The 13,708-nt window shown below is 57.9% G+C and carries 10 protein-coding genes; all 10 read right to left on the bottom strand.

From position 1 onward, the window contains the following. Nucleotides 1–60 precede the first annotated feature (60 nt). The gene (locus ACOYQJ_RS21450) at nt 61–3,474 is read right to left on the bottom strand and encodes a UvrD-helicase domain-containing protein (RefSeq protein ID WP_422908012.1); all 3,414 of its coding nucleotides are present in this window, start codon (nt 3,472–3,474) and stop codon (nt 61–63) included. Beyond that, nucleotides 3,461–4,009, bottom strand: coding sequence for a hypothetical protein (locus tag ACOYQJ_RS21455; protein ID WP_422908013.1), 549 nt, complete (start codon nt 4,007–4,009; stop codon nt 3,461–3,463). Before ACOYQJ_RS21455 ends, ACOYQJ_RS21450 begins: the two co-directional genes overlap by 14 nt. Next, on the bottom strand, nt 3,999–4,802 hold the full coding sequence (locus ACOYQJ_RS21460; RefSeq protein WP_422908014.1) for an RNA polymerase sigma factor: 804 nt from the start codon (nt 4,800–4,802) through the stop codon (nt 3,999–4,001). The genes ACOYQJ_RS21455 and ACOYQJ_RS21460 overlap by 11 nt, the downstream gene beginning before the upstream one ends. Before the next feature lie 525 nt (nt 4,803–5,327). Continuing rightward, a complete protein-coding gene (locus tag ACOYQJ_RS21465) occupies nt 5,328–5,492 on the bottom strand; it encodes a hypothetical protein (RefSeq protein ID WP_165595903.1) in 165 nt (54 codons plus the stop codon). 386 nt (nt 5,493–5,878) lie between these two features. Further along, nucleotides 5,879–6,352: a UCP036055 family protein gene (locus ACOYQJ_RS21470; RefSeq protein WP_422908015.1), complete on the bottom strand. Its 474-nt coding sequence runs from the start codon at nt 6,350–6,352 to the stop codon at nt 5,879–5,881. A gap of 99 nt (nt 6,353–6,451) precedes the next feature. Then, complete coding sequence (locus ACOYQJ_RS21475) at nt 6,452–8,635, bottom strand: ParB/RepB/Spo0J family partition protein (RefSeq protein WP_422908016.1); 2,184 nt, start codon at nt 8,633–8,635, stop codon at nt 6,452–6,454. A gap of 113 nt (nt 8,636–8,748) precedes the next feature. Beyond that, nucleotides 8,749–9,882, bottom strand: a complete 1,134-nt coding sequence (locus ACOYQJ_RS21480; RefSeq protein ID WP_422908017.1) for a helix-turn-helix domain-containing protein — start codon at nt 9,880–9,882, stop codon at nt 8,749–8,751. 203 nt (nt 9,883–10,085) lie between these two features. Continuing rightward, nucleotides 10,086–11,009: a ParB/RepB/Spo0J family partition protein gene (locus ACOYQJ_RS21485; protein ID WP_422908018.1), complete on the bottom strand. Its 924-nt coding sequence runs from the start codon at nt 11,007–11,009 to the stop codon at nt 10,086–10,088. After that, nucleotides 10,999–12,144 (bottom strand): plasmid partitioning protein RepA, encoded by a 1,146-nt coding sequence (repA, locus tag ACOYQJ_RS21490; RefSeq protein ID WP_161489483.1) that lies wholly within the window; start codon nt 12,142–12,144, stop codon nt 10,999–11,001. The genes ACOYQJ_RS21485 and repA overlap by 11 nt, the downstream gene beginning before the upstream one ends. 293 nt (nt 12,145–12,437) lie before the next feature. Continuing rightward, complete coding sequence (locus tag ACOYQJ_RS21495) at nt 12,438–13,322, bottom strand: recombinase family protein (protein WP_422908019.1); 885 nt, start codon at nt 13,320–13,322, stop codon at nt 12,438–12,440. Between the last annotated feature and the right edge of the window lie 386 nt (nt 13,323–13,708).

The raw sequence follows: 13,708 nt of genomic DNA on the forward strand, positions 1-13,708 counted from the left end.
CCTTGTAATGTTACAGAACGCAGACCCCATGTCTGCGCCTTCACAAGGACAATCGCGGCGTCAGGAAGAATCCGGTAAGCTAGATCCAATCTTTTTTCTCAGCGTGCCGGATGGCGGCGGATTGCAGATGAAAAAGTAAGGGCACCGCGCACATCGATCACTACGGTTTGGTGGGAACCTTCCCTCGATGATGGAGATCGCGGCGTCCGCGATCTTCTTCTTTCTGGTGCTGATTTTACCCTCTGACATGTTCAAACGATCCCGATCACCGCCCGTCAAATACACAAATTCCGCTTCCCCACGCCCTTCTGCCGCAATCTGAAACGCCGCAGCATCGAGCGCATCCAATGCTGTGCTTGTCTTGCGTCCCGTGCGGATACGTCGGAAAACCGTCGCGTGACCGGTTTCGATCTCCTCATGGGCCGACACGACAATCTCCGCATCTTCAAACCTAAGCGATAGGGATTGGGGTACCTTCCGGGTCTCACTTCGCCGAAGCTGGAAGAAGAACTGCAACAAATCATCGGAAATCTGTCGATACTCGGCGGCATAGCCATGCTCCGTAGGTCCATGTGCGACCCAGGCAGCTTCGATGATCGTCCTTAACTCTGTCTCGTCCGGCATCTCGGCGGGTCGCGCCGTCAGTTCATCAACGACAGCCTGCACAGCATTATGCATCCGCATGGGCGCCGACTCCATGCGACGCCCCCCAACTTGAAGAACATGAGCAAAGAAAAACCGCCGTGGGCATTTGTCGAAGGTCGCCAGTTGCGACGGCGACATGCGGGCTACGCCATCGACTTGCAACGTGAAGCGCTCAGCCTCTCCGACAACATCTCTAACTGCGGAAATCGGCTCTTGAATTGACAGTTGGCCGGAGATGTCGTCGACAAAACTGGACCGACTCTGCCGATAACCATTAGATTTTTTGCTGGGCGCGTAAAGGAACAGACCGTCTTCTGCCCGGGATAGCGCAACGAAGAACAAACATCGCTGTTCCTCATCATGGCCGGCATCTATTGCCTCGCCACCGCGAAACATCGGGCCCTCGATCATGCCATCCGGCGGGGGAAGGCCGCGGCTTTGTTTGGCCGAGCGCGGGATCGAGCCGCTTGTTAAAGACGGAAGGTGTAGCACCTTGAACTCAAGACCCTTGCTCCCATGGATCGTCATCAGACGAACAGCGTCTATGCTCTGAGCAGCGCTAGGAAGATCGCGCAAATCGCGCTCATCTGAGAGGATCACCAACCGTCGGATGTGTTCCAGAAGGTCGCGGACTGGATATCCTGATTTTTCCGGGAGAGCGGAGCGCAGAAAGTTCTGGAACTGCCAGAAGGCAAGCGCGGGGTTGGCGTTGCCATTGCGAGCCTGCTTTGCAATATCGGCCGCAAGCCGTGTGCGATCCAGATAGATCTTCGTGATCACTTGCCAGGCGGTCGCCGTGGGCTCGATCCCGTCGAAAGCGTCGATAAGGGCTTTCGCCGAGGCTTGGCTACTTTCGCTCAACCCATCTGCCGCATCCAAAATGGTCCGCCAGTTGAGAGGAAGGGGCTTCTTCGTGTCCCGGATAGCCTCGATTGCCAGGGCGATATCTTCGATGGGCATCTGAAATGATCGCATTGAGGCGACGCATGTCAGTCCCATTGCTCTGGGGTCGACCACGAGCGACAGGAGCGATAGCGCTTCCTTGATTTCCGGTCGGTCGAATAATGGCCCGAGGAACAGAACAGGGATTCCACGCGCCTCCAAACCAGCGGCGATCTCCGCCAACCGCGCATTTCCCTTGCAGATGACCGCTTGATCACGAAACGAGCCCATATCAGCTCGGGCAGCGGTAATGCGGGCAGCTATTTCGTCGACCTCATGGTCCTTCGACTCCACTGAAAGGAAAGACGGCGCTGCACCGTTGTTGCCCTTGAACGCATGCGCTTGGAAACTGGTGGCCTCCATTCGAATTTTTGCAAAAGTGCTGAATGCATCGCAGATTTCCTGGGACGAGCGGTAATTGGTGCTAAGTTGCATTGAAGTTCCGCCGGGAAAGTCGTCAGTCTCGAACCGGTCGATATTGTAAGACGACGCGCCCCGGAAGCGGTAGATGGATTGCTTGGCGTCTCCCACAACCCAGAGGTTGCCACCATCTGGTTTCAGAGCGCGCAAGAACCGCACGCTGGCGCGGTTCACATCCTGATATTCGTCCACAAGAACGTGCTCATACCGATCCTGAAGGTCCTTGCGCACGGCTTCGTCGGATTCGACCAATGCCGTCGGGCGCGCGACGAGATCACCGAAATCGACCGCGCCGCGCTCCAACTTCAGTTGCTCATAAAGGTCGTAGACCGAAGCAATCTCGAGACATTTCTCAGCGGCAATCTGGTCTTCCTCCGTCTCTGCGACATCAACCATCCGCTGCGCCAGTACACGGTAGCGATGTTGGTCGACGACCTCGTCCTTGGCGCGCGAGATCGCTGACAGGATGGACCGCAGGTTGTCGGTCGGGTCCCAGAGATCATTGAAATGCGTCAGCCTCAGGCGCGGAAACTCGTCTTCGAGAAGCGTAATCGCTTCGGTCGCATCGATCAGACGTGGATCTTGAGGCAAGTTTGCGCGGTCGTGGAACCGCCGCAGAAGATCGAGCCCGAAGGAATGAAACGTCCCGATCCATGCGGACCCGGCCGCTTCCGGCCAAGCCAGCATTGCGCGATCCGTCATTTCACCAGCGGCCTTGTTCGAGAAGGTCAGAAGCAGAATGCTCTCGGGTTCGACTCTGCGGCTCTTTAATACCGACAATCTGCCGACGAGCGTTTGTGTCTTGCCGGTACCCGGCCCGGCTTTCAGGAGCAGGGCCTTTCCGTCGTGTTCTGCTGCCCGCTTTTGTTCTTCGTTCAAAGGCTTTGGCGGCGATACCGTATCTTTGTCAGGTTCAATCGGCGGAAGAAGGAGCGCGTCGAACAGTTGGACCGCGACCATCGGGTAGGGTGCCCCAAGCCGTTTGGAAATCTCTTCTGCGCTCAAGTCCTCTTCAACATGCCAAGACCAGGCCAAAGCACGCGGAAACAAAAACTCACGTGCAAAGAGGTCCATTTGGACCTCCTCGCGCGCACGATTGCTGTAGTCGACCACACGGTCCGCCCCCACCGATGACGGATCTGCAGAGCGCGCGGGGTCGATCTCCATGGTTGGCGGAATGTCCACTTCACCGCCAAACTCGTGGTGTCCAATCTCATGTGCGACCAAAAATGCATCGAGAAACGCGTTCCCGGTGTCTTCATGCAGAATAGTTGCGGACGTTTCCTGAAGAACAGCCCGCCCGCCTTTGAGTTGCGGATGACCTGCAGGGCGTTTCCGGACTTCCAGATCGCGTCGTTTGGCCTCACAAAGCGCAAACTCATAGGGGCGGTTTGGGTCGCCACCTTTGTCTCGACACTGCGCGTGAAGGTCAGCCGCGCACGCTCTTATGGTTTCAATCCGATCCATCGTCCGCGAGCAACGTCTTTAACGCGCCCCGCTCCTCCTCGGTCAAATCAGCATGTTCGACATAGGTCTCGAACCCGATAGGCGCCTCATTACCTGGTTTCCCATCGGACTTCATCGCAACTGCCTGCCCATCTCCTTGCTGCATGCCGCTGATCACATCCTGAATGTGAACATCGAGCTTTTTTGCCAGCGCCTTCAACAGCCCCATTGGCATCGAAGCAAGATGTACGATGTCGGCGTTCAGACCGGTAAAAAAGCCTCGGGGAAGGCCAAGGTCACGCGCGAATTCTCGTACACCGCTGCCAAACAGTGTTTGCCGGACATGTTGGACGCGCAGGACCTCCGCGCTCATGGCCTTGGACTCAAGCGGAAGGCTCGCCTCTGCAACCTCCAGATCGTTCATGGAAAGTTCGTTGAACAGCGCGAGGAGGTCTTGGGTGTATTCCGGATATCGTTGGAGATACGCTTTCAGCGTTTCAGGTGACAACTCCTCTTCGATTGTGAAGTCGTTTAGAACATCATCTCTATTTGCCATTATCTACCTCCAGCGCCAGTGCTTGCCGGATCTTCGCAAAGGCTCGATCGCGCCGGTTGCGTACAGTCTTCTCCACGCAGCCCAGAAGCTCTGTCATCGAGCGTTCGCGATCTTTGTTCGTTTCAATTGGAATGTCTGCGAGCATCAAATCAATCACCTCTCGTTCGTCTGTCGGTAAAGCGTTAATCGCACGGCGCACATGAATCCGGTAATCAAGATCGTCCTCAGCTGTGAGGTCACCCTTTTTATAGCGTTCTAGTGCCGCTTCGACGACGGCACGCACTTCGCCAGTGACCGCGTCCTCGACGTCCTCACTTGCGTTTTCCCGACGGTTCACCTTGCGGAGCTTCGTGATGTGCGCCGACCGCACCGCTTTGTCGAAGACGACCTCGTAGATATCGAGTTGCTCGTCATAGTTCTGCCTATCGGTGAACATCATCTCGGTGACATGATCTACCGTCGCGTCACGGATTTCAGCGAGGCGCGCATCTTCATGGATTTTGTCGCCAACTTGGCGGCTTGCTCGTGGGCACGCCGCTTCGACCCGATCGCGCAATATATCGTAGAGCCGAATGAACCGACCGTCCGCGTTGTCTGATTTTGTCTGGCGCAAATAGAACATGAGAACTTCTGAAGGCACATATTGACTATGTCGCCGGTCTCTTATGGCTGCGCTGTCCATTAATTCCTCGAACGACCATGTGAGGCTCATTTCAATATATTCGATGATCAGCGGGCGTCTGGTATAGAATTCGCCGCTGATTTTACGTTTTCTTAGTGGCTCAATACTCATTCAGATACACTTTTGATCGTTGCTTAGCGCACCACTACCATGAGGCGAACCTAAGCGGCAAATGCTCAACTGAGTCGAGCACACATTTGATATGCGTCTACGCGAGAATGATTGACGTACCATGTTCGCAAGTCGAAAGGCCAGTTTGACTGGTCACACCGCAGCATTGCAAGCAGTCATTAAATGGCAGTGATGGGAAGGCAGTTTATCCCATTAGATCAAAATCCCTGCGTTGTGTAAATTTGGCCAACACTAAGTTTTGCGAGCGCAACGAATCGCGGCAATAGGGGCTTCAAACGCAGCATGGCAATCGGCTGCCGGATGTTTCCTTAGGGTCGGACACTCGATCATCCTGACGTTGTGGCAGTCGCATGCGACTGACACTTTTGCGGTTTCAAGGCGTTTGGCCCTGCGCCTTCGACGGTCCGCTTTTCCGGATATCTCACCGGTACCGTGCGAGAGCGCAGCGACGCAGCAGGAGGCGCACTTGCGCCCCCGCGGGAGCCTGCCGAGGTAACCGTGGGCCTAAGCCCACGGGTCAATCTCAACCAGCACCTGAACCTCGTCGCCGTCGATTTCATCGGCGGGGACGGCGCCGAAGGATCCATCCCCTGCCTGGAAGACGACGATCGAGACCATGAGCGTGGCGGCGAGGGAGGCGGCGAAGGCGTGTGCATCTTTGCGGGACATCTGTTTGGCTCCTGTCTTGGAGGCGAGGGACCATCCCCCGCGCGACAGGACCTCGAAGGCCCGAATACTGGCTGACATCACCGGGTGCGTTCGGACTTGCTCCGAATCCGGCCGGCGGCACGGGCTTGCCCGTAGTCCGACCCCTCGTGGGTTGATCTCGAAGACGGGATTCGGGGCAAGGAAGGGAATGGCGAGCGGGGGATGGTCCCCTGCCGACTGGAGCCGGTTGTCCTGCTGATGCTTTTGCCTCCAGCCTCCCGGCCAAGCTCTTGGTTGAAGACATCCTTCCTTGGGGAGGGTTCCTTTGGCGCCCCGCGACATCGCGGGACAACGTTGTGATGGTTGAGAGGCCCGCGCTTGGGCGGGCCCCTCGGTTTCAGTTGGGCTCAGGCGGCCAGGTCTGCGCCCCCTGCCCTTTCGCTATTTTCATCGCCGACGATTTCAAGTCGCGCATTGCGGTATCCTTCCTTGGCGATCCAGAGCTCGGCCGCGGTGATGGACACCGCCAGATGCAGCAGCTCCGTGTTGCCGCCGAAGTCGAGGAGCACACGTACCTGCCCGGGCTTCGGTACCTCGGCCACCTCGAAGACGAGGGTGCTGTCGGCCGAATGGCTGCGCATGATGGTGACCAGTATGACCCCGTCAGAGGAGAAGTTGCCCTCATGCAGCGTGAAGGAGGCTGGAGCGGTCCAGGTCGGATAGGCCCGGGGCGGCTCCTTCTTCACGAGACGGCCGACGCCGTTCGAGCGCTCCCAGGCCGCCAGCTTCTTGGTGAAGCGTGCCGGTGGCTTGGGGCTGCCGTCGGTGTAGCGGATCAGCGCCCCGAGGGGGGCGGTGTCGATGATGGTTGTTGCAGACATGATTCCTCATTCTGAATGCGAGTAATCGCACTCATCTTATTGATATTGTTACGTTATAGGGTGATTGGGGGCGGAATACCCGCCCCCTGCTGGATTTCGTTACTCGGCAGCCAGCATCGACACGCCTTCAGCAGGCAGGTCATCCGTCAGGAACGCGGGAAGGTCAGCTTCACTGACGCTGTCGGCCACTTCGGCATCGACATCCGCCCCCTGCCCTTCGGCACAGTCCTCACCGTCCAGCGCCACGAGATCGTTCCGGCGCAGGGCCTCGGGCAACCAACCGCTGCCCTTCAGCAAGCGCTCGGCCTCACTGGCCATCTCGCCCTTCTTCAGGTGATCGAGGAGCTGGGCAGTCCCCTCCCCTTTCGCCTCGCGCACGGCCTCGAGGATGCGGGCCTTGGGCACGCGGTTGAGATAGGTGTCGACCGTCGGCTCCCATCCCGCCTCGACCATGTCGAGACCTGTCGCGCGCGCCACGAGATCGGAATGCGCCATCCGCCGGGTCAGACCGCCTGCGGAGATGCCTGCCCCGTAAGGGTTCACCTTCTCATGCAGCGCGTTGACGCCGAAGCTGAGGCAATGCGCCAGCAAGGCCAACCGACTGCCCTGATCGAGGACCGTCAGATAGTCCCAGAGTGCCGCATCATCGCCAAGCGGCAGATCGGCTTCCCATTCCGCATGACGCTCGTCGACGAGCTTGGCCACTACGCTGTCCTTCAGATCGGGCGCTTGCGCTGACATATAGACCTGACGCACGGATACCTCGAGACAGCTGCCCGAAGCAGATGAGGTGCGGAAGGTGTCCGTCACCAGCTTCAGAAGCAGCAGCGTCAGCGCGACATCCGGCGAGCGCCCGATCGCTTCACGTAGCGCAAGCGTCCGATGGGCCGTCAACTCCATGACCAACCGCTCGGGCAGTGGCTTCAGCGCTCCGTCATCCTCATCCTCCGGCAGATCGCCGCCAATCGGCTGGCCACCCGACATGATGACGGTTCCGGCATGAGCGGCACTGTCATAGCCATCGGTGAGATCACGATCATCCCCCTGCCCCGCCACCGCAGGATCAGCACCATCCTGGACCGCGGTCTCGTCAACGGGCTCATCCTCTGGGCGCACATAGCCGCGATAAACTGCCAGCGCGCCGTAGCGGTCGAGCGTGACGAACGCCCCTGCCCGTCCGATTTCCAAGGGATCGAAGATCAATGGCCGGGTCTCGATCTTTTCCATCTCCGCTTCCAAAACGCCAAGCCGCGTGTCGATCTCGTCGGGGATGTCATCCTGATCCGCGTATTCCTCCTCGAGCGCTCGGTACTCGACGAGCAGCTTGGCATGGGCCGCACCTTCGTCATCCGTCATCGGTGCCGGATCACCAGACAGAGACCGCAGCCCGTGGCTGTAGCCGTAGGGCAGGTCGAGTGCGACCTCGATCCACTTCCAGCCCTCAACCGCAACCGTCTCAGCCTCGGCCTGGAGTTTTTCCGTCACCAGCCGATCGAGCAGGGCAGGGTCTTCGAGCCAGCCACCGTCATCGCCCTGGAAGAGGTCATGCAACATCGTGCCGCCCGCCGCTTCATAGGCCTCAACACCCACAAAGACCGCGCGCCGGTCGGACGCCCGGACCGAGGTCTCGGTCAGCATGCGCCGAATCTGGAATGGCTCCTTGTTCCAGGAAGAATGGATCACATCCCAGACCTGAACCTGACGCGCGTGATCAGGGTTCACGGTGAAGGCCATGAGCTGCTCCAGCGTCATGCCATCCTCGGCATAGATCTCAAGCAGGGCAGGGGCGACGGAAGCGAGTTTCAAGCGCTGCTTCACGACCTGCGGCGTCACGAAGAAGGCCGCAGCAATCTCTGCGTCGCTCTGGCCCTTGTCCCGCAGCGCCACAAACGCGCGGAATTGATCGAGCGGGTGCAGGGCGACGCGCTGCATGTTTTCTGCAAGGGAATCGTCCTCGGCCAGGATGTCGGACGCAGCATCGCGCACGATGCAAGGAATGGGCGTCGTCTTCGCCAACCGCTTTTGCTTCACCAGCAAGGACAATGCCTGGAACCGGCGGCCCCCGGCCGGTATCTCGAATTTGCCGGTCTCGGTACCATCGTTAGCCAAAACGGGCCGCACGCTCAGGCTCTGCAAGAGGCCGCGGCGGCCAATGTCTTCGGCCAGTTCCTCGACGGACACGCCAGCCTTGATGCGCCGCACATTGGACTGGCTCAGCACCAGCTTGTCGAAAGGGATATCCCGTGAAGGGGACAGGGTGATTTTCTGGACAGCTTTCGTCATCAGATATTCTCCACGACGGGCGCCGGAAGCCACTCTCCCGATCTCACTTCCCGTCACCCTCAAACCAACACTCCTTTCCCTCTCGCGGTTGTTCTTGACCGCGGTCAAGAAGTTCATGTGGGAGCAAGTTGTGTGCGTAGGATCCTTTCGAAATAGGCGCCAGGGTGTTTGATCGTGTCTGCTCTTGCTATCAGGTAGTCGAAGACGAGAAGCAGTTTTCCCGCGCCAGCTTTCTGGATCCCATGCCGCAGTTCGTCTTGGCTTATTCTAAGCAATCGACCGAGGTCGTATAGAATGCGGGTGAGGGCTTCTCCTGTACGCGGCGGTTCTGGGAAAAATCCCGCAACATGGGTGAAATCTTCCCATGCCATGCGTGCTGGGTCTCGGTTCATCGTCGGTTTGGTTTTTGCGGTTTGTTCACCGCGATTGACCGTAGAGGGAGCAATCTTTTTAATATCTTTTTTTAAAGACTCTATGTGCCGGACATTTTGTCCGTTTGTGGCGGGCAGATCGTTGGATTCTGGTGCATAAGGTTGGTGTTCGATAGCTTGTAAATTATCTTCGGAACTAGCTTTTGCTGCGGCATGGTGTTCACCGTAGCTTGCGTCGGTATCGGCTCCGAGGGCTCTAAGTTCCGAGATAACGCTCAGGACTGCATCAACGGTTAGTGTTGCTCGACGCAGGACATTTCTGATCATGTTGAGGGTAGAGAGCTTTGCTTCATCGAAGCGTGTCTGTTGGAGTAGCGAAGCACGTAGGGCCAACGCCTCAGCCTTCAGTGAGCGCAAGCGCTCGCGTTCTTCGGTGAGTTGCAAGGCTTGTGTCGCGAGCGAGCCGTATCTCTGTATCAAGGGTTTCAGGTCGATACCGAAGGCATCTCTGATAACGCCTCCATACCTCAGCGGAAAGCGTTTGCCATTTGCTGAGTTCTTGCGTTCGATCAGTTCAGCAGCTGAGAGGCGTCCCAGGCTGCGTCGAAGTGTTCTCTCATCGAGTCCATTGGCGCGCTCTGAGAGAGAAGTGTTCGATGGGAACACGACAGTGAGCGTAAGTCGCTGGCTGTCCTGAATCTCACGTTCGTTGCGGGGTAGGAAGCTAATGAGCGCGGTCAGAACGGCGAGGTCATTGGTTGTGAGACCGAGCTCCTTCCTCAGTACGCGAACCGGGCCCAGAAGCTCGTAGGGGTTAGGGCAGGGCAAAGATGTCCGTTCCGCCAGGGCGGTTGTTGTTTCAGTTGCATGTCTCATGGTGTTTCGGAAGAAAAAGCTTCCCCGTTCACCGCGAGCGGTGTTGAAATCGATTCGTTTTGGGGGTATCAATCAGGTGTCGAGACTGATTGAGGCCCTTCGGAAGCACCGCTTTCGGGGGGTCTTTCTTTTTCTAGCCGGTCCTCCTTTCGTTTTCTGCTCGTTGCTTTTGATGTCTTGACCGCGGTCAAGACACGGGGTCGTCACTCTGGCCTGTCTTGACCGCGGTCAAGAAGCTCCGTGACCAGTTTCCGGACTGCCTCCTCAACGCGAGGGACAAGATCAGCGTCCACATCGATGGTGATGCGGTTGCCCTTTCGGCCGATCTTCACGCGCTCGCTGGGATGTGTCTTCTGCGTCGACGGTTTGGTGGCTGTCAGCAAGGTAACCGTCGCTTCGAGACGGTCGGGGCCCGGTATGTTGCGAGGAATTTTGCCGGCAACTTCTCGGGCTCTCGCGACGTCTTTCTCGCAAAGCCTGAAAAGCTTTTCCCAAACCCGTCGACCAACGCCGTGTGCAGGTCCGATAGCCTGGATCAGTTCCATCGGGATGCCCGTAGCGATACGGTTCATCCGCGAGACGAGCGATTCATCGATCTGAAGTGCCCGATACGCGATCGTTTGAGCGTTTTTGCGCGTTTCGTCGGTTTTCCCAAGTTCTCGAATGATCCCGGCGACAAACAGAGCCCTTTCGATGAACGATGGGTCTTGACGCGCATTATTCTCTACGCCTTGGGCAATGAGAGCTTCCTCGTCGGTCATCTCCATGACCGTCGCGCGCACTTTCTGACCAAGTTGACGACAAGCGAGAAGCCGACGGCGTCCATAGACGATCTCAAGCGCACCGTCTTGGGTTCGGCGAACCAGCACTGGAACCTTTTGACCGTGCTCGCGGATCGACGAGACAAGCTCATCCAGACCATCGCTTGGATCTATGCGGTCCATGACCGCGGACATCTGTATGGCGGTCGGGTCGATCAGCCGCGTGGCGTGTTTATCCTCTTCGAGCACGGATGCTTGTGCGCGAGCTACAGTCGGGCTCGTTCGCTTCACATCCAGATCGTCGTCCGAAGGCGGCGTTTTGCCCATCGCGTTCTTGAGTGAGTCCCCGAAGACCTTACGCGCCATGGCTACGCCCCCATGCTTTCAGGATTTCGCGTTCGACTTCGTCGGTCACGCGCGAGACGGACTCGATCGCGCGCTCGTAAGTTCTGCGGTTCACGTCGCGAGGTTCGACCTCGAAGATGCTCTGCTGGGTGTTCGCAGCATCACCCACGGCTGTTGATTTCAGGAACTCGGCAGACAGCACGGCATCCCCGAGGACTGTCCGAAGCAGAGACGAAATCTGCACCTGTGGACCATCCGTATTTTCGTAGCGTGTGATCAGAACTCGCACGAAGTTCAGTCCATGTTCCGGGGCGTGTGCCTCGACGACGCCCATCAGGTTGCTCGCCATGCCCAGAAAGCTCGCCAGCGACATGACATCGAGCATCGACGCGTTGAGCGGGATCAGGACCCCGGTCGATGCAAAGAGGGCAGAGATCACAGAGAAGTTCAGCTGCGGTGGGGTGTCAAATATCACCACATCATATCGGTTGAGGACGGGCTCAAGCGCTTCCCGGATGCGGCTATGGAACGTGGTGGCGCCGTGTCTGAAGCTCAAGGCGACCTCGAACTCGTACTCCATGATGTCCATGGATGCCGGGATCAGATCCACGGTCGGGAAGTTCGTTTTGCGAATGATCTCTGCTGCGGGCAATGGATCGTCGGATCGGATAAGATCGTATGAAGTCGGCATATCCGGATCGAGCTCGGGAGTAACCCCGAACAGGTTTGTCAGACTTGCCTGGCTGTCGAGGTCGATCAGCAAGACCCGGTAGCCGCGCAGACCCAGTAGTTGTCCTACATGGGCAACAGATGACGTCTTGGCCGAACCACCCTTCAGGTTGAAGATCGTCAAGACCTGACAAGCCTCTCCCGGTCTTCTGTGCGGGTGTTCTTCTGGCTTGATCCTTCCAGTCTCGAGAAGTACGCGTTGTGCCTCGACCATCTCCTCTGCAGAGAAGCTACGGCGGTTGCCGCCCTCCAGAACACCTTCGGGGAAGCCTTCGAGGTTTGACACATGATGGCGGAAGGTGTTCTGATTAATGCGAAGAAGTTCAGCCGCTTCCCGCATGGCGAAGCGGCGGAGGCCCTTCTGAGCGTCCGGTGGGAAGGTTTCCTGCGCATGTTCACGCAACCGACTACCAAGCCGCTTGGACATGACTTCAAATCTCTGGGAGGCCCGTATCCCGTTCATCACTGCCCTCAAGTCTTTATTGTTTTGCATAGCTTAACAGATATTGTGGATAAATCCAGACCAAACCGTTGAACGGCCTGGGGGCGTTGAAGGCACCGATTTCTGTCGACGGTAAACTGTTAAAAATCAGCGTCTTGGGCGACTACGCTCTCACTATACTTCAACACCTCGTTGCCAGCTATAAAGTGACCACAAGATGTATTGTGAGTGCGTATAGAAATCAGCCGGCAGAATCGGATGGGCGATTCTCGGGGATCTCAGTCGAGCAAGCCCAGCCTCTCGGCCCGCTCCAACAGCATCTTGACCGATGACGGCTGCCAGCTTGTGCGCCCGCGGGGCGTGCGTTCGCGCATCGCCTGCAGCCGATCACAGATCGCCTGAAGCGTGATGTCGGGATCTGCGCCCTTGATACCTGCAATGATGGCGGGCAGGCGGTCGTCCATTTCGCGGCGCCCGGCGCGGGCCAGCACCTCGGCAGGCAGGAAGCCGTCGCGGACATAGGCCTTCACAGCGCGCAAGAGACGGCTTTGGGTCCAGCGACGCGCCTCGGGCAAGGGGCCGTTGACGATGCGCACAACGTCTTCCCAGGCCAAGTTGGGGCGCAATCGGCGCACATGGGGCACCCAATCTTGTGCCGTCTCGTTCAGACGCTCCATGTAGCCGTCCTGTCGCGCCAGCCGCACCTTGCGAAGAGCGGCTGGGTCTTTGGCCCGCAGCCCAGGGTTCCCGCCCACGCGGCCCTTTGTGCGCGCGCTGGCGAGGCCGGCCTTGGTTCGTTCCCGGATAAGGGCGCGCTCAAACTCGGCCGCAGCCCCCAGCACTTGCAAAGTGAACTTGCCCTGCGGGGATCCGGTGTCGATGGGGTCTTGAATGGAACGAAAGAAAGCACCCTTGGCCTCGAGTCGCTCGATCACCTCCAGCAGATGCGATAACGACCGCGCCAGGCGGTCGATCCGAACGACGACCAGCGTGTCGCCCTTGGCCACGCGCCCCAGCACCCGCGCGAGGACTGGCCGCGCACGATTGCCGCCAGAGGCCTGTTCTTCATGGATCTCGGCGCAGCCAACTGATTTCAGGGCCTGCGACTGGGGCAGGGGGGTTTGATCCTCTGTTGAAACGCGCGCGTAGCCTATCAATGGCATCAAAACAGGCCTTTTGCAGTTTCATATACCTCTAATAAACGACCGTTTACAAACGAATGCAAGCAAGTGTTTTCTCATTGTGCCGATGCACAATCCCCTGGTTTCCTTGCATTGATCGCGATCTGAAAGGTTCCGTCGGCAGTCGCGCGCACGTAATGTGTAAAGAGCATTGTCGACGGTCACAAAACAGCTTGGGTAATGTGCAAATAATCTGTATTTTGCACATATGATGCCACAATCGACTATTATTCCTGAAGATTTCGACGAACCCCTCGACATCGGAGAGGGGGATGAGGATGCTTCGGAAGATGTCGCGTTTAGTTCCCGATTTCAATTGAAGCAGTAAGCTGAAACTGAAGCGCTGGAATTTCACCTTAGCGCTTCAC

Origin of the sequence: Pacificoceanicola algae (assembly GCF_049341065.1) — a bacterium.
In the GTDB taxonomy this organism is placed as follows: domain Bacteria; phylum Pseudomonadota; class Alphaproteobacteria; order Rhodobacterales; family Rhodobacteraceae; genus Pacificoceanicola.